This window comes from Allotamlana fucoidanivorans, from assembly GCF_006265225.1.
GTDB lineage: Bacteria > Bacteroidota > Bacteroidia > Flavobacteriales > Flavobacteriaceae > Allotamlana > Allotamlana fucoidanivorans.
Window position 1 is genome coordinate 141638 of the sequence record NZ_VDCS01000003.1, and the last position, 18207, is coordinate 159844.

Genomic DNA, 18207 nt, shown 5'->3' on the forward strand with positions numbered 1-18207 from the left:
GGTTTAGATTTTAATTTATAGTTTCTGTATTATGGATGAAGGTGGTAATAGCTTCTTCCATGTTTTTTGTTTGTTCATATATGGCCATGATACGGTCATTTTCTCTGCCATCCGTGAGATAGGCAGCATAGACTTCTTTGGGTACTTCCAAGCGAAAAATGTTGCTTTCCTTTCCTATTTTGATAAAGATTTCGGTATACTTCCTATCGCCGGTTAGTTTATTTCGGATGGATTTTAATTGGTTTAAATCATGACTGGAAAGGTTAAGCCTCTTGGCTAAGGCTTCATAGCCTTTTTCGTTTCTTAGGCTATAAATGATCTGGGTGTTTTCCAAAATACTGGCCGATGTTGACGTATCTGGTAGTTGGTTGATGGATTGTAATATGATGCCGATGGCACCATTTTGCTTTCGTATGGCTTGGTAATAGAATTCTACACTCTCTAGCACATTTGAAAACTTCAACTGTTTGGCAAATTCATCGAATAATATGATGCCTTTTTCCGAGCGGTTACGCCATATAGTGCGTTGGATGGCCGTTTTTATCAATTTCAGCATGACCGATAAAATTTCTTTATTGTCTTTCACTTCATCAAGCTCAAAAACAATGAGGCGCTTGTCCTCTAGTTTATAAGTTTGGTCTTCACTTTCATTAAACAGAAAACTATACAGTCCACCATCAACATATTCCGAAAGGATATGCAAAAAATTATAGACGCTAAAATCCGTCTCTCGTATATTAAGCTCTTTCAAAAGGCTGTCCTTTTTTTGATCTACGAAGGCATACAGTGAAGCTAAGGAGTGCTGTGAGCGAATGTGTTTATAGTAATGTAGCAGCACTTTTTTGATGGCTACCGTTTTGGCTTTGGATACCTCATGCCCTGCAGCCAATAATTCTAAAAGAAAAACAGCAAGGTCTTCCAATCGTTCGGGAGTCAAATCAGTTGCACTCGAAATATAAAAGGGATTGATGCCTAAATTTTTGCCTTGTTCATACCTCAAAATGGTATGGCGCTCAGGATAGAGTTTGGCAAACTTGGCATAAGAACCTCCCAAATCGATAATAACCAGTCGTAGCCCTTGTTCAAAATATTGCCGAAGAATATTATTAGCTAAAAAGGACTTACCTTCTCCTGTGGGGGCAAAAATGGCAAAATTACGCGCTTTGATTCGCTTTTTATCCTCATCCCAAACATCTTTTAAAACCGGGATGTTAAACTGCCGGTCATTAAAAATGATGCCTTGCTCATCAGATTTGTAATTACTGTTGTTGATGAATAAACACAAGGCATGTTTCAAATCGGTTACATACAGATCTTCATTTGAGAAATGGGTCGCAAAAAAGGGATAGGAATTTAAAATATAGTGTTTCCGTTCTTCCCCTTTGGGGTAATGTGGTACGATGTCTAACTCCTTAAATTCGCTCTTTATCCTTGAAGCTATTCGCTTTAAGGCTTTTTCTTCTTTACTCCAGAATACCACATTGAGATGCCCTCTAATAATTCTAGAATGATCGTCTTCATTAATTTTAGCAACAATGGCCTCAATCTTCTTTTTAATAACCTTATTTTGTGTGCCGAAGTTGGCACTCTTACTGAGTTCTTCAATTTTCTTCTCCAATAGTTTACGCCATTTGTGTTTGTCATCTAGATAAATGATGTGATTGATGATATGGTTTTGGTTGAGATTAAGGCCCAGTCCATCCAAAAAGCCCTGATGAAATACAAAGTCATCCGAAGTAAACTTATCATTGGTTTTACTACTTTGTACCGATTCTCCAAAGCACAACTCACTATTGATAGCTAATACATCAAAAATATGTTCGCCAATGGAGATTTTGACATTACCGCTTTCGCGTAGAGATTTTAATTGAATGTCGGTTGTAATCCCCGTATTGAAGCCATTGAAATAGGCATCGGTTAGACCATAAATTTGTTTGGCGTTTAACGGGGTTAATTGTACCGTCCTGCTGTTATTGATATATCCCACGGCATCATTTACAGATTCTACAAATTCTTGTACCTTATTATCGGTGGCTTGGAGATTACTTTTTACTGCTTTACGAAAAGGATTGGTAAACTTGGAGGCATTCAAGGTTTTATCTAATGGCAGAATAAAAAACAAGTAGCTGCTATGTTGTAAATAGTCACGTTCTTTAAAGTGTTTATGGGTGGCCTGTTGTAAAAAGGTTTGCTGTGGTAACTTGTCTACTGCATAGTGTTCTTTTTGATAGATGTCTTGCTTGTGAATTACCGTGCTTGTTGGTAAAGATTTAAAGGCTTGAAACCAGACGCTGTGTAGGTTTTCAAAATCTTGATCTGAAAGCGAATAGATCTCTGGTAATTCCACTTTATAAGCTAATACCACATTACCATTACTGGCAAATACCATGTGCTTATCTATGTTTAATATGGGATAATATGACGCTATGTTTATGGTCTGCATCATGGCTTTGAAATTTGGTTGTTTGTAAAAAGGCTGGTCAATCCCATTTTCTTATTACTGAGGGTTTTGGGGAATACCCTTTTAAAATGTAATAAGCTAGGGTGTTTGGTGAGCTGTGTTAGGGCAAGAAATAGCCCACCATTAAAAAGAAATACCATAACAATAATCCATAAGCTAAATGAAAATATGATGAGTAATAAAGAGCCGATAACCGATGTCATTTGTAAAGCGAACCATGAAATGGGTAAGCCCATAATCATGGCGCGCTTTCTGATATCTTTATAGATGTTGTAAGTTTTCAAAATCTTCTCATTCAAATTCATAAATGTTCATTATGGTTGCCAAATGTCGCTTAGCGACTAGACAACGATTCCTATTAGGTAAGTGAAGATGCCCACTACGGCTCCAGCAATAAGCACAAAGACGAGCACTCGGGTAATGCCTTTTTTGAGGTCGGCATTCTCGCCGAAGAAATGTCCTGCATTAAATAAAAAGCCGATCAAAAAGATTACCCCTAGAATAATAGGGAAAATGACTCTGATGGTATCAGATACATCATTTACGGAATCTTCAATACCTCCGATTTGTGCAAAAAGGGTTTTGCTAACTGTGAATAAAAAAACGGTAAAGATTAGTGATTTTTTCATCTGTTTTTAAGTTTAAATAGTTTGCGTTTTTGACTATTCAAAAGTTACTTAAAAACAAACCTTAAATCACGTAAACACTATCATTTACAGGAATAATTTTATTTGATGTGGATTGATTTTAATTGAAAATAAATGGAATCAAATCGTATGAGGGATTTTAGATTTCTAAATGAAATCAACTTACTTTTGAATATATTTTCTTACTTAAAAACGCTAGATTATTGCAATCGCCATGATTTTTTATCACATTTTTCACTTAACGACGTTTGTCTTGACTATTTTTTTCGAAGGCTATCAAATTAAACAATTCACGCATCCTCGAACGCACCCGATTGCCGTAAAGTTGTTCCAGTTCTTGGGCATTCAAATTGGTGGTGGCATGAGTTTTAAGTTTGGTTTTAAGGAATAAATCATGACGTGATATGAGGATTTCTCCAAGAACATTACAGTCTTTACCATAATGCCTGCCCATTGGTTCTACACCCAAATCATCAAAACAAAAAAACTGGGTATTGCCATAATCTTCTATAGTTTTATACCCCAAGTAATTAAAACCAAAAACGATATTACGTGCTGGAATCATTTTGTAAGGCTTGCGGTGTGGTGTTAAGTAACGCATCAGTGTCATGAGGCTTGTTTTGCCACAGCCTACTGGACCAGATAGCAGAATGCCTTTTTGAGGATCTAAACCCAGTTTCTTGCACATGGTTTTATCTTGAATGGCATAATTACAAAGCTTGAACAGAATATCGCGATCTTCCTCATACAGTCTAAACCCATGACCGAACAGGGACTGCCCTTTGGCTTCCAAATAGACCAGCATTTTATCAAAATCATAGAGAATCTGTTGGCCTCTAAGCTCCCCCAATTCGTAATCGAGCTTACCTTCTGAAATGATATAGGGTTTGTTTTTAGTTTCCATTATAGCGGATCGTTGTAATTTTTATCAGTACTGGTCTTGAGGTTGTCCGTATATGGGACACTGCGGTTCTGTTTTTTGCTGTTTGAAAAACCTTTAGTTTTTAAAATTTTAAAATTTTTCTGTTTGTTAATGTTTTTATTGTTTTCTATAGTTTGTATATGTTTTATTATAGGTACCACTGCTTGTCCACTGCTTGTCTCGATTTTGGTACGGCTTGGGTACAGTACTTGTCCAGAGCTTGTCCCAAAATCGAACATCTTAATTCGACTCCCTTTGAACGGATTATGCGAAGGCGTATACAAAATGTAGTTCCAATGACTGAGCTGTTTAATGCAGCGATGATAAGTTGATTTTGAACCAATCTTGGAATAGACCATCACTTCTTCTCGATTGATGAAAAATGTGGGGTTAAAATAATTAGCATTCCACACCTGAAACAAGGCTATATACAGGCTAATGTGGGTCGGGTTTAACCGATTGTCCTTTGCAAACTGCTCAAACACCCCATTGAGGTGTTTGATGTAATTTATGGGCTCCAAAGCTTAAAACTTATTATGAATTTTGTTTTGCTCCAATACTTTTAGAATGTCTTGGTAATCGTAGTACAACACGCCTCCTACTTTTGAATAGGGCAAGGTGCCATTTATTCTTAAGTTTTGCAAAGTTCCTGGAGAAATACTTAACAAAGCCCTAACTTCTGGGGATTTTAACCACTTTTTATGCACTTGCCCTTGCGTAGTTTCTAAGAGCTGCTTGATGTCGTCCAATAATTCTAATTTGAAATCTCGTAAATCTTCCGAGGTAATAATTGTTGCTGCCATAGGAATTGTTTTAAAAACAAAGCCGCCAAGGTTCATTTCTTTTATGACGACTTTGCTATGATTTGACTTTCGTATGACAAAATTGAAACGACTTTTTAAGTATTCTTCTATAGGCATTCCCAAGGTGGGTGTTTTTTTTCTGCCCAATTTTTGGGGTGTTTTGGACACTTTTGAAGAGTGGGTTCACTTTTTTTTAGTCAAAAATACTTGCCTTTAGAGGTTGCCACATGGAGATACTCATTTTCCCAAGGTGGGTGCGTATTGGGAATTATTCATCTGATGCATCACAGCGTTGGTTCAAACCATCGACCAAACGGTCTAAAAACTTGGTTCGGCTGTGTTTTCGGGCGCGTATCTCTATAAATGTGTGGTAATAATTACCTAAATCCATATTAAATAGGGTTTCAAAAACAACTGCAATTTCTTTGATGTCGGCGGTACCGCTGTTTATGCTACCACTGGCATGCAGGGCATAAATAAGTTCGATGAGATCGGTTTTGCTTCCGGTCCAAAATAATTTTGATACGTGCTTCATGTGAGAGGTTTTAGCGTTATCTGTATCGTTTTCTAATTTTTCAATTTCTTGTTGTAAATAGACAATAAGCATGTCAAAGGCCATGATGGTAGCTACCGTATGATCTTGACAGGTTGAGAATGCATCATCTGTAAAATAATGATAAGAGGCCGTGGGAAAGCGTAAATCTGATTGTCCTCTTAAAAAATACTGAGTATCCAGAGTAGTGGCACCTCGCCGATAATAATGATAGAACTCTAAATTATCATTAAAATACAGCTGAAGTTTATTAATATGTGCGTTTAAATATTTTACCTGAAACTTTGTACTACTTCTTGGCCGTTTGCATTCTATATGGTGTAGCTTTACATAATAGATTAGCTTACTCATGATTTGAGGCTTGACATGTTTGAAAAAATGAATTTCATCCTGCTGACTTTCAAAACCAGATGCTATGACGGCTTGACGTAAGGTTTTGATATACTTTTCACAATGGGATATACCCGTTTCTGCGATAAATAGAATATCGGTTTGTGTTTTATCTATAGCGTCTAGTTGGGTTTCAAATGCCGTTAATACTGATTGAAAATTCATGGCTATAAAATCCCTCAATTTTATAAGCTTGATTTATTCCAAAATTCCAATAAGTTCCAGTGTATAGTTATCTGCTGTTTGTAAATAGGCAAACTTTTCTTCAACCACAGCTCCTAATTTTCGTTTTTCAAAGGCGGCTGTCATTCCAAAATCAATTTTCGGTATTTGTAATGCAATAGCGCGATTAATAGTTTGATACAACAATTGTCGGTACACATGGTATTCTAACACATAGTTGTAATCTAAACCTACAAAAGCTGGAACATACACGGTGTTGTTATTGTTGTAACACAGCATCACACCAATAATCTTTAACGGGTTTTCTCTTAAACGGATGGTTATAAACTCCCAATTGGGGTGTTCAGACATGCTCGCAAACAACTTCTGCGGAAAAGTAAATGTATTAAGTCCCAAATTGTTTTTATGAACGTTATGATACAACTGCGCTATTTGATGTAACTGGGAGGTGTCAGCCTGTTGTAAAACTTCTATATGCAAATTATCTTCATGGGCTAAAATCTCCTTTCTGATATGCCGTCTGTTTCTGGACGAAAGCTGCTGCACGAAGGTCTCCATAGTTATGCCTTCTTTCAAATCCACATGGCAAGCATTGGGCATTTTTACCCGAACAAACCCCTGACCTTGAAAATAATCATGCCATGGGGTATCTGCATCAAAGTCACGAAGCACCACCATTTTCGCTTGAAGCTCTTGCTCTAAGGTTTCAGTCGTTTTTATCAATTGCCCCAAAGCTTCTTGTTTTAAATGATGCTGCTCATTAAGGTACCAATGCTCGCCTTCAGTAAATAAGGATCCCATGCTCAACACCCGAGATGTTAAATGATAGGGCATGGTTTCTCTTTGGTTTTCGATTTGCTTCGATGCACTTTCCTTGGCAAGCATATCATCTTTCCATAATCCCAGCGTAAGAAATGTGAGTAATATGGGCTGCCCTTTAGCATCACAAATTTGAATATACTTGAATGTCCAATTGTGTTCGGGTTTACGGTTTCCACTAAAAACACTTTCTAAAAATTGTAAGCCTTCCCAATCATAAACACCTCTTTTACCAACGGTTGTATTCCAAAGCTGTTTATCAAGCTGCTCAATCCTGCTATAAATCTTTACCTGCAGTTCGGTGGGTACTTTGATTTTGTCCTGTTTTTCCGTTTTAGGCTCCATCTTGAAGGCTTTACAAACCCGCTCTAAATTGGTGTGGGTGTCTTCTAAAGCTTTGGGAAAATGGTATACCATAGCTTCCTCCAAACTTTCAATTTCAGGTTTTTCATTATGTCGTGATATGGTAAGACGCACTCCTGTATTCTTCACAGGTACTGCTGGAAATATGCCCAAATTCACAAAAAACCCTTCTTTCATTAATCGGCTCACAAAATTATAACCTGTTTTGGGCATGACTGTTCCAATAAAAAATACAGGAGAGTGATTTTGGTCGATAAGTGGCAAATTGGTATTTTGCAATAGGATATTGAAATACATAACCCGTTCGTTCAAATCGTTTTGCAATTCATATATCTCTTCACTCAGATGGATATCTGCTGATGCTATGGCTGCAGCTACTGAGGCGGGTTCAAGCTGGGCAGAAAAGGTCAGCGGCCCGCCAAAAGTCTTTATTTCGTGATACATTTTTTCATTTGAACAGGCTAATACGGCACCGCTAGCTCCAAAGGTTTTGCTTAAGGTTCCAAATACCAACATATGCTCTGAGAGTTCGCCCAATTCCCCAAGCGCATAGCCCGTGCCGTTCTTTCCAGTCCAACTCATACCATGCACATCATCGATATACAAATGCAGTTGCGGGTATTTAAGACAGAGGGCTTTTAAATCTTTTAAGGGTGCAAAATCGCCATACATGGAATAAATGCCATCGGCCATATACCATATGCGTTTATGCTTATCGGATAAACGTTTGATTTTATCTTCGAGCATGTTTAAATTATTGTGCCGAATCATATCAATGGGTACACTGCGGTTCTTTAATACCTTGGCGGCACTCTGTACACTCCAATGTACTTGATGGTCTAAAATAATAGCATCTTGATCACTTACCGCATTGGGGATAACACCCATATGTCCTAAGGTGCTGTTCTTGGTAATAATAATTGGATTTTGATACATTTCGGTTAGCTTAGCTTCTAACTCAGCATACAAGGGGTTGGAAATATAGGATTTCGATAAGGGAAATTGGGTGCCATATTTTCGGATGGCCTCAATAGCTGCTTCCTTTAAACGCTGGTCTTGTTCCAAACCCAAGTAGCCAGTTGTTCCAAAATGAAATAGGTTTTGACCCCCAACACCTATCGTTCTTCCTGAGAAATCTTCGCCTTCAGCATAAAGGTGCATGATACCCTGCTGTTTTGCGTCTGTAAATACCTCGTTTACGGTATCTAAAAAATTGTTGTGTGTGATTTTTGCCATAATTTTACGTTTTATGTCATAAAATTTAGGGCGGTTTGTAGGTATTTAATAAATCTAGAGTTCAAAAATCCCTTAGGGTAAAATTATTATCCTTTCTAGTCAATAATTTTACTGAATTTACTAGGCTAATCGATGTATGGTCATAAGTTTTGTTGATTATTTTGTAAGTTTAGAAAGAATTACCAGTTTTCCATATCATGAGGAATTATTTTGAGAATGACTATACCTCGTATAGGTTTCATGATGACATATTACACATTACTTATCATCACGGTGTTCATATTGATTATAACGCCGCGGTGGGTATTGTAAAAGATCGATTGTCTCTGCATCAAGGACAAACCTTTCCCATACTCTGTGATATTCGAGGCATCAAAACCATAACTAAAAAAGCTAGAGCTTATCTCGCTGTTGAAGGCTCTACCTTAATTAAAGCCGTAGCCGTTATTGTTGAACCACCAGTTTCTGAAATGCTATCGGAGTTTTATATCCGAACAAGCAAACCACCCATACCTACCAAAACCTTTACGAATACTGAAGAAGCCTTGCTTTTTCTAAAGTCTTACCAAAATTCGCCTTTATAATACTAATCGCACATATACTATGGGTTTAAGTAAAAAACAACGGATAAAACAAATCAATAAGATGCTTTTAGAAATGGCTACAGGTAATTTTTTTTACCGTTTGGAACGTTCTACTAAGAATGATCATCTAGAAGCTATTAGTATTTCTCTTAATATGCTGGCAGAAGAATTGCAGGAAGCCCTGACCCATGATGGCTATGTTAATACTAATGACCCCATGGTAGATATTGTGCAAATGAGTTTTATTTTGGATCAAAACCAAAACATTCAATTTGCGAATCAACAATCTTGTCAAATTCTGTCTGTGCTGCATGCCGACCTTATTGGTCAGCAACTAAAAGCTTTTTTAACTGATGACTCCTGGGCACAATGGCAAAAATTCTACAATAAAAATAAACTTAAAACAATCTATGATTTTTGTATCAAACTGCATTTTAAATCTAAAGAAGGACTCATAATATCTAAACCCTGCTATGTTACCAGCTTTAATGATAGTCAGCAAAACAAACAACAAACCCTTCTTACGGCAATCCATCATACTAGAAATCATACCTCCTCGGCACTTTCAGCTCCGTCCACATCTTCTAGTAAAAGTCCTTTAAAAACAGATACTACTTCCGCTGAAAAATCTAAAATACGTTTAAGTTTTGATGATATCCGTAAGATTAGAGCAGCGCATGATATGATAACTAATAACCTCGATAAGGACTTTCCATCCCTTCGGGATTTTGCTCTTCAAATCGGCACCAATGAATTCAAACTGAAATATGGTTTCCGTGAGCTTTATGGAACTTCAGTATATAGATTCTTGGCCCAAGAACGCTTAAGAAAATCCAAAATGCTCATTCAGCACACCAACCAATCTCTGAAAACCATAGCCCAACTTACGGGCTATAAAAGTAGTTCCCATTTCTCACGTGCCTTTAAAAAGCATTTTGGTTGCGCTCCAAGCCAACTCAGAACCCTTTCAAAACAAAACACAGACTAGTCTACCTTACACCCAAAACACATTAAATCCTTAACAGTCAAAAACTTATCCCTTAAAATTAAATTTTACTTTGGAACTTTACCATATCAAATCAAACGATATGAAATGGCTTCAAAAACATGCAAATTTTATTATAGAATGTATTAGTGTGCTATACATCTTGCTATTTGTATATGCAGCAGTTAGCAAATTACTAGATTTTCAGAAGTTTAAAATTCAAGTTGGACAATCGCCCATTCTAACAGCACTTGGTCATTGGATTGCCATTCTTGTTCCTATCTTGGAAATCCTCATAGCCACCGGTTTAATGTTTCCTGGGCTCAGACTTAAGTCCTTATACGCCTCCTTATTCCTGATGACTATTTTTACTACCTACATCATTTTCATACTTAATTTCAGTCCATATATACCCTGTTCCTGTGGTGGAATTTTAGATGATATGGGTTGGAACGCCCACCTAGTTTTCAATCTCGGCTTTGTGCTCTTGGCCATTTTAGGAATATTGCTTTTGGAACACAAAAAAGTTAAACCGTCTTTTAAAACTTCAACTGTATCATGAAGTCTAGTCTAATTAAAATACTGGTCTGTCTTTTTACGGGAGTTTTAACCGTAAGTATCCTTTATGGTCTTTCTGATACCCTCACACATAAACGAAATAGTTTTTATAGGTATTTCACAACACATCCTGTTTCATATAATAAGTCTATTGATCTAAAATACAATTCTTACTATTTTGCTGGAACATCAAATGATTATGTTTACCTGAGCAACCTTACAGCGCCTTTACATCTGTTGAAAATAAACCTAGCGACTATTGATACCAACCATTACACAATTAAAATTGATGATAAAAACCCTTTAAAATTTAGCAACAGTACTCGTGTCAGTATTTTTAACCCCCATTTCTTTATTACCGATGGTATTGAACCTAGAATACTAAGGGGAACTATAGGAGAATGGTCTGCAAAACGAATAATGTATGACAGCATGTACTTTAATGATGCTAAACCTATCGGTTCGAAATCATTTGTGCTTCGCAGCATTAGTTCAAAAACAAATGAAAACATTTTAGGAAAAGAATCTAACACAAAACCCCATGTTATTTTAAATGATCAATTATTAAAAAAACAAGTTGATGGCATTTTCTGTACTGATGGCATACTTCGTTACAATAAAAATCTTTCTAAAATCATATACCTCTACCATTACAGAAATGAATATCTGGTAATAGACACTACCCTAACGCTTCTGAATAAAGGGCATACCATAGATACAAACACCGTAGCTAAAATTAAAGTGGCTTCTATTACATCCAATCAAACAAAAACGATTAGTGAACCTCCAATTGTTGTTAATAAAAACGCTGACGCGTATAACAACTATTTATTTGTTCATTCTGGGCTTATGTCAAAAAATGAAAGTAAAAAAACATTTCAGGAAACCTCTGTTATTGATATTTACAATATCCTGAGTAATACCTATGAATTCAGCATCTATATCTACCCATATAAAAAACAAAAACTTAAGCGGTTTATTGTAACTAACAAGTACCTATTAGGTATACATAATCAATATTTGGTCGTTTATGACCTCAATCCCAAATGGTTTAAAGATTTAAATACAAAACCCAAAGAAAATAAAGACATTTTATCGCGATAGAATCAGGATATCACGACATAAACACCTGTATAAAAAAGTTAGTGTCATTAAATCAATGTATAATTTAAAAATTAAAATCATGAAAAAATTCAGAGTATTTATGCCTATAGTGGCATTTGTTTGTGCTATTGCCTTTTCTTTTGCATCTGTAAAAATGGCTGATTCGGAACCCGGAACATTTATTCAAAATTCAAATCCTCAACAATGTCAGTCTGTTGCTGTTGATTGTGAGGGCGAAGGTGCTACATGTACCTATTTTGGACAAAGCGTATATGGTTTAAGGGATGGTACGATATGTTCTCAATTACTGGAAAAAGATCCAGAATAATGAGTTCATATTAGTCAAGAAAGCGGCTGCCTGATTAAGGCAGCCCTTCTTTTTTGCTATCAACTCCTTCATTTTTAATCTGAAATAACAATCACATTAAACGCTTTCTCTGCAAGTTGAATTTGAAATCCTTGACTTCTCAATACCTTTTTTATTGCCTCGAAATCAAATAAGTTGACATCGGTCTGAGGGATGTCAATATAGCTATGATCGGATATTTCATTAATGATTGGCAACTGTAATTTGGGTGCAACCAAATAAAAAAGAGCTCCCAAATACCCATTTATACTTGTATTTGTAAAACTGATTCTGGTATACGTGTCTGTTACAATTTCTGAATTTCCGCCTTTTGTCTTTAGTTTTTCTAAAGCCGCTTTAGAAGTCGTAATTTGCCAATACGGCAAGCTTCGTTTTTCAATGGCAACATCAAACTCAAAATATGATTTCAAATCACTTTGCATTTTCTTCATCAAAAAAATAGGCGTCGCTCTTTTTTTTGGCACAATAAGACTATAAACAAAGAGGTTGTTTCGGGTTTCATAATTAATATTCTTAAAAAGAGTATCATTCTCAAGCTCTAAAACAACTTGGTTATAATTCCCTTTGTGAACATAATCTGACTTATATATAGCTCCTGTGTCGCCCCGATAGCCAAAATAGGCCAGCTTATACAATTCTGCTAAGGTTTCCCAGCCTTCTAAAACTCCTTTCTGCCCAAAGTAATCATCCTTGCTTGCCGATATTATGGTTCTAGGTATTTTAGGAATCTTAGGAGAGTGGGGTTGATACTCGGCAAAAACTGACCGATATGAAAATGCTGTAGGCAGACCACCATTACCATCTACTAAAAAAGGTTTTTTTCGTGTATACAGGTGTTCCTTTTCCTTTTGCAATCCCCTAAAAGATTTATCATGGTAAAAAAATGACTTACCGCTTAGTAATGCTCGAAGTTTGTTTTCATCAAGCTTATATGTAATAGCCTTGATTACACCATTTTTATCTACCAGTATAACATTAGGTACCGCATTGCTAGGTATTAGCTTTTGAAATAATTCTGAATCAAAAACGGAAGGCACATTCAATCCGAAGATAAGCTCTAACTTTTTGTACAATTCGTTGAAATTTTTCAAACTTGGTTCTGATCCTTTAAAATAGAACCTTTTTTCACTGGCACCTCTTGAATTACCACTTATCAGGAAAATAGTCACGCTATCCTTATATTTCTTATGTAATTCGTTTACGTTTTTGAGGCTTTGAACCGCCCCTGAACAATACCTGCTCCATAAATACAACACATAAGGCTTACCCTTCAAGTCTTCAGAACGCACTTTCTTTTCTGAATAATTCTGAATACCCTGCATTTCAAAAAAAGGCATGGGCTTTCCTATTTCTGGAAAATGATTAACACTAGATTGTGCACATAAACCTGAAACTCCAAAAAGGATTAACAAACGAAATACAAACCTAAATTTTTCAACTCTCATTTGGCTTCTATTTTTATTTTTTAAAATTGTTAGTATCCTTCGTTTTGTGTTAAGTTTGGATTTTTTGCAAGCTCCTGCTCTGGTATTGGATATTTTTCGTTAGTTTCAGACCAACTCCCATGCTTTACTGATAAAATATCTGAAGCTTTCCCTGTTCGTATAAGATCAAACCAGCGATGCCCTTGTTCTGTAAAAAGTTCAATTCTTCTTTCTTTACGAACAGCATCCAGTAAGTCCTTAGAAGTATTTGCATTAGTAAATGATAATCCTGCTCGACCACGTATGACGTTAATATCATCCTGCGCTCCCGATAGATCCCCTAACTGCACCCTAGCTTCAGCACGAATCAAATACAACTCTGCTAAGCGGAAAACTGTGCTGTATTCTGAAGGCGGGTCAATAGTAAATCGAATTTTATATTTATATGCGTAATAAGCTAAATTACTCCCTTCTCCAACCGTGGTTATCCAATGCTCAAAACGATGGTCTCCTGATTCAAATGCCGTTATTAATCCATCGCTTAAGGCTACAGGATTTAGAAAATAATTCACACTTCGTATAATAAAAGCTGCGCCGTCATTAGTATGACCCGTAGTACCAACTGGAGCGAGTTGCCAAATAGCCTCTTCGCTATTAGCCAAGAAAACATCGTCAAGATTGTTCAAAATGGTGTATTGCGAACTCGTATTAATGACTTCAGACACCTTTTCCTCTACAAGACTCCAATCCTCTTGATATAAATATACGCGAGCCAACAATGCGGTTGCAGCATAGCGATTGAGATGGGAGCGAATCCCATCACGGTACTCTGGTGCCAACAAATCTACCGCAGTTTCTAAATCCACTATGATTTTTTGATAACATTTTTCCTTAGAATCGCGACTGGCTAATGCATTTGTAGTATAATCGGTTGAAAGAATTAAAGGGACACCGCCGTATAGATTTACTAAATTAAAATATGTAAAAGCTCGAATAGCAATTACTTCGCCTTTAAGTTGTTGCTTTAAGGTTTCACTAATAGCATGAGACGCAGCTAAACCTTCTAATACTGTATTACAATGGTAAATGATATTGTAAGCCGAAGACCATATACTTAGGTTAATACTACTATCAGGAGCTATAGTGTTGTCATAAAAAAACGGGTATTCAGGAAATGCCAAGGTATTATACAAATCCAGTTCATCTGAAGACACTCCTGTTAAAACTGTAATGGAGTTTACGCTTCCACTTGCAAATCCCGAGAAATTAAAAAGTCTATGATAAATACCATCTACTGCTGCTGTAGCAAGATTTTCACTTTGATAAACCACTGCACTAACTACTCTAGAATTTGGCGGGTCAACCTCTACAAATTCTTCACATGAAAAGCATGTAATCAATGCCATTACCGTAACTATTCGATATATATGTTTTATTTTATTCATAATACTTAAGATTTAAAAAGTTAACTGAACTCCTGCCGTTACTGTGCGAAGTGGCGGTAGATTTCTAAGTGACCCTAAAGGAGCTGATTCTGGGTCTAAACCTTTGTAATTCGTAAAAGTTAATAAGTTCTGCCCATGCAAATACAGTCTAACGGATTTCAATCCTGAAAGGCCTAAAACTGTTGATGGCAATTGATAGGAAAGTGATAGGGTTCGTAATCGAATAAATGAAGCATCTGTAACAGACATGTCGCTAAGCGCTGCTCTATTATAAGTCCTATTAGAAGTGGATGAAACCGAGAACTTTTGAATATGGCTCATATCGCCTTCTTCCTGCCAACGATTCATAACCAAAGTTGCTTGGTTCAGTTCATTTCGTCCTGGTGTAGCAAATAAAGACAGGTGGTTTCTCCCTTTTTGTTTAACAAATTGAAAAAAGAAATCTAGACTAAATCCTTTATAACTTATAGTGTTATTCAATCCGCCAAAATATTGTCGGCCCATATCTTGAATAATGGTACGATCTTTATAATCAAAACGCTCATCTTCATTTACATCGTCCATGACAAACAAGCCCGTTTCTGAGTCTACACCCAGATTATGATATAACAAGGCACTATTTAAGGAATGACCTACACGATAACGATTGGCATAAGAACTCTCTTCTAAATTTTCAAATTCTAGGAGTTCATTTTTAGGGAATGTAAGAGTGAGGTTGGTCTTCCAATTAAAATTTGTCCCTTGGATATTCGAACTCATAAGCTGCAATTCCCAACCTCTGTTTTCTACAGTAGCCGGTAAATTTGCCTGAATAGAAGTAAAACCAGTAAGTGCCGGGAGCGAATACCCCACTAATTGATTTGAAGATCGGTTACGGTACCAGCTTGCAGAGAGCATTAAGCGGTCTTTAAAAAAGATAAACTCTCCAGCTAGCTCCAACTTTTTATTCACTTCCCACGAATAATTCGGATTGGCCAATTGCGTTGGATACAATCCGTTAATACCATTAGTTGATTGATACGTATCATAATACCCATAATCAGAAATTTGATCATTGCCAGAGGTACCATAACTTCCTCGAAGTTTTCCAAAACTTAAAACGGGTAGTGATTCCTTTATAAAGGTCATATTTGAAAACACCCAGGCTGCACCTACAGCTCCAAAATTTCCAAATTTTCGTCCAGAACCAAAGCGTGAGGAGCCGTCTCTTCGTCCTGTAAAATTTAAAAACAAACTCTTATTCCAGTTATATGCCAAACGACCAAATATGGCATTATAAGCATATTCTCGATCATCCTGAATCAAGAAACTCTGTCTTTCTGCCGTCGCAAAATTGTCCATCATGCGCTCGTCAACAAATCCTTGTCCAGAAATTAATATACGATTGGAATTGCTCCTCTGAAATGTTACTCCTGCCAGAGCTTCTAATTCATTTTTACCAAATACAAATGAGTAGTTCAGTTGAGGCTCTAAAATATAGGATTCTCGTTTTGCTGTATCCCGTTGGGCATTATTTTCTTGTTCAAAATTGGGGTCTTTGCTACTTATTGGGTCTTTTGCTAGAGCATCACTATGATAGCTGGTATAGCCCATATTTAGCTTTGCCCAAAATTTATCCAAGAGTTCATATTGCAGTACCGCATTAACTACCAAATTCTCTGTCCTAATTTTTTGAGTTTTTAGTAAATCTGCCATGGGGTTTGACCAGCTAGAATCTTCCCAATTTAAGCTGCCGTCTTCAAGGTATAATGCAGGTGCATTTGGTGCCAAAGTGATCGCATTTTCAATAAATTGGTTTGAGTTAAAGCTTTCATTAGTATCGATACCATAACTACTTGACATAGTAAAACGAAACCGATTATCGACACTATAGTGATTCAAATTAAAATTTCCAGTAAATTTCTTGTATCCAAAATCTCCAGGAAATACCAAAGATTCGGTATGATGTCCTAACCCAAATAAAAAAGATGTGCTTTCTGAGCCACCAGACAGTGCTTTTTGCACATCTGAAATGAATGCCGTTTCGCCAAGTAGTGTCTCTTGCCAATCTGTATAACGGTCTTGATCCCATAATAGTAAGTCTGGCGCATTAGACGCCCTTGGTGTTCTGTTTTCATTGGTAAAAGCCTCCTGACGCATCTCTAAATAATCCGCGGTGTGAAGCATATCCAATTTTTTAGAAATTCGACCTATTCCTGAATAGGCACTCAAATTTAAACTAGCCTTTCCTGCCTTTCCTTTTTTTGTGGTAATTAATACGACACCATTGGCTCCCCGTGAACCATAAATAGCTGTAGCATCCGCATCTTTTAGCACTTCAATGCTTTCTATGTTAGCTGGATTTAGATTACTTAAGGGGTCGACACCTGAAATGGCATAGAGACCGAAAGCATCTACTGCTGCTGCATTTATGGGAACACCATCCACAACATAAAGTGGTAAATTTCCATCATCCCGAAGGCTGTTCCGTCCTCGAATTCGAATTACTGGATTTGCTCCTGGCATACTGTTTACCTGATTAACTTCCACGCCCGCCATTCTGCCTTGTAGGGCTTGTAATGGATTGACTACTGGCTGTAGTTCAATATCTTTGGCCACCACACGACTGATGTTTCCAGTGCGTTCTTTTTCAGATACTGAATAATACCCCGCATTAATAGTTACGGCATCTAAGGCGGTAATGGCTTCTTTTAATTGTACATTAATTAGGGTACGGTTATTTATGGCTATGTTTTGAGTCTCATACCCCATTATTGTGAAAACCAAGGTGTCCTTAGGTTTGGCTTGTATCTCATAACCACCATCAAAATTAGAAACCACACCATGGCTGGTACCAAGAACCAAGATATGCACCCCAGTAATGGGCACCTGTTTTTCATCGGTTATGATGCCTTTAACTTCAATCTTTCCCTGTCTCTTTGATTTTAAAGCTTTTCGGGTTATGACGATATGATGATCCTCCAACTCTGAAACTTTATAAAGGTGTTTTGGTAAATACTGCTTTAACAGGGTAGTAATCTTTACCACACCTTTTTTGAGTTGTATGGGGGCCAAATCTTCAAAAATATGAGATTGATAGATAAAGGTATAATCGCTTTGTTTTCTTATGAGTTCTAAAAGGGCTTCAATGGTCATGGTTTGGTCGGTAGCTATGGTTATCTCTGTGTTTTGAGACAGCATAGGGTTGGAAGTGAAACCAAAAACCACAGTAAAACTTAAAAGCACTAAGGTTTTCATAAGGCATTTGAGCAGGCTTTTCTTAACCAAGAAAAACCCATTTGTTAATTTAATTTGCATAAATTTGCGTATTAGTTAGTTTTTAAACTGATTAATCTTAAGGGGATTCAGCTGCACTGTCCAGGT

Annotated in this window: 16 protein-coding genes; 5 read left to right on the top strand and 11 right to left on the bottom strand. The window is 36.8% G+C overall.

Translation table 11 applies throughout. The features are described 5' to 3' along the window. Positions 1 to 10: 10 nt before the first annotated feature. From FGF67_RS03490 to FGF67_RS03525, 8 genes are all read right to left on the bottom strand, one after another. A complete protein-coding gene (locus FGF67_RS03490) occupies positions 11 to 2443 on the bottom strand; it encodes a TraG family conjugative transposon ATPase (protein ID WP_139695260.1) in 2433 nt (810 codons plus the stop codon). Further along, positions 2443 to 2766 carry a hypothetical protein gene (locus FGF67_RS03495; RefSeq protein ID WP_317128476.1) on the bottom strand — a complete coding sequence of 108 codons (324 nt, stop codon included), beginning with the start codon at positions 2764 to 2766 and terminating at the stop codon, positions 2443 to 2445. Before FGF67_RS03495 ends, FGF67_RS03490 begins: the two co-directional genes overlap by 1 nt. A 36-nt stretch (positions 2767 to 2802) precedes the next feature. Next, positions 2803 to 3090 (bottom strand): hypothetical protein, encoded by a 288-nt coding sequence (locus FGF67_RS03500; protein ID WP_139695086.1) that lies wholly within the window; start codon positions 3088 to 3090, stop codon positions 2803 to 2805. A gap of 256 nt (positions 3091 to 3346) precedes the next feature. Continuing rightward, positions 3347 to 4012, bottom strand: a complete 666-nt coding sequence (locus FGF67_RS03505) for a P-loop NTPase family protein (protein WP_139695087.1) — start codon at positions 4010 to 4012, stop codon at positions 3347 to 3349. Beyond that, positions 4012 to 4551, bottom strand: a complete 540-nt coding sequence (locus FGF67_RS03510) for a hypothetical protein (RefSeq protein ID WP_139695088.1) — start codon at positions 4549 to 4551, stop codon at positions 4012 to 4014. The genes FGF67_RS03505 and FGF67_RS03510 overlap by 1 nt, the downstream gene beginning before the upstream one ends. Positions 4552 to 4554: 3 nt before the next feature. Next, complete coding sequence (locus FGF67_RS03515; RefSeq protein ID WP_139695089.1) at positions 4555 to 4833, bottom strand: helix-turn-helix domain-containing protein; 279 nt, start codon at positions 4831 to 4833, stop codon at positions 4555 to 4557. A 268-nt stretch (positions 4834 to 5101) separates the two neighbouring features. Then, a complete protein-coding gene (locus FGF67_RS03520; protein WP_139695090.1) occupies positions 5102 to 5941 on the bottom strand; it encodes an RteC domain-containing protein in 840 nt (279 codons plus the stop codon). Between the two features lie 33 nt (positions 5942 to 5974). Continuing rightward, positions 5975 to 8377: a bifunctional aminotransferase class I/II-fold pyridoxal phosphate-dependent enzyme/GNAT family N-acetyltransferase gene (locus FGF67_RS03525; protein WP_139695091.1), complete on the bottom strand. Its 2403-nt coding sequence runs from the start codon at positions 8375 to 8377 to the stop codon at positions 5975 to 5977. Positions 8378 to 8574: 197 nt separating this feature from the next. Between FGF67_RS03525 and FGF67_RS03530 the strand changes: the two genes are divergently transcribed. The 5 genes from FGF67_RS03530 to FGF67_RS03550 all read left to right on the top strand — a co-directional run bounded on the left by FGF67_RS03530 (position 8575) and on the right by FGF67_RS03550 (position 11936). Then, complete coding sequence (locus FGF67_RS03530; RefSeq protein ID WP_139695092.1) at positions 8575 to 8961, top strand: DUF7793 family protein; 387 nt, start codon at positions 8575 to 8577, stop codon at positions 8959 to 8961. Positions 8962 to 8980: 19 nt separating this feature from the next. Then, positions 8981 to 9949 carry a helix-turn-helix domain-containing protein gene (locus FGF67_RS03535; RefSeq protein WP_139695093.1) on the top strand — a complete coding sequence of 323 codons (969 nt, stop codon included), beginning with the start codon at positions 8981 to 8983 and terminating at the stop codon, positions 9947 to 9949. Between the two features lie 100 nt (positions 9950 to 10049). Beyond that, entirely contained in the window at positions 10050 to 10508 is a 459-nt protein-coding gene (locus tag FGF67_RS03540; RefSeq protein WP_233243993.1) for a MauE/DoxX family redox-associated membrane protein, read from the top strand. Continuing rightward, the gene (locus FGF67_RS03545; RefSeq protein WP_139695094.1) at positions 10505 to 11608 is read left to right on the top strand and encodes a hypothetical protein; all 1104 of its coding nucleotides are present in this window, start codon (positions 10505 to 10507) and stop codon (positions 11606 to 11608) included. The genes FGF67_RS03540 and FGF67_RS03545 overlap by 4 nt, the downstream gene beginning before the upstream one ends. 79 nt (positions 11609 to 11687) lie before the next feature. After that, positions 11688 to 11936: a DUF6520 family protein gene (locus FGF67_RS03550; protein WP_139695095.1), complete on the top strand. Its 249-nt coding sequence runs from the start codon at positions 11688 to 11690 to the stop codon at positions 11934 to 11936. Between the two features lie 74 nt (positions 11937 to 12010). Here the strand turns inward: FGF67_RS03550 and FGF67_RS03555 are convergent, their stop codons facing one another. From FGF67_RS03555 to FGF67_RS03565, 3 genes are read right to left on the bottom strand one after another with little or no spacing between them, the layout of a single operon-like run. Then, positions 12011 to 13420 (bottom strand): TlpA family protein disulfide reductase, encoded by a 1410-nt coding sequence (locus FGF67_RS03555; RefSeq protein ID WP_139695096.1) that lies wholly within the window; start codon positions 13418 to 13420, stop codon positions 12011 to 12013. A 29-nt stretch (positions 13421 to 13449) separates the two neighbouring features. After that, positions 13450 to 14844, bottom strand: a complete 1395-nt coding sequence (locus tag FGF67_RS03560; RefSeq protein WP_233243994.1) for a RagB/SusD family nutrient uptake outer membrane protein — start codon at positions 14842 to 14844, stop codon at positions 13450 to 13452. 12 nt (positions 14845 to 14856) lie between these two features. Continuing rightward, entirely contained in the window at positions 14857 to 18141 is a 3285-nt protein-coding gene (locus FGF67_RS03565) for a SusC/RagA family TonB-linked outer membrane protein (protein WP_139695097.1), read from the bottom strand. Positions 18142 to 18207 lie beyond the last annotated feature (66 nt).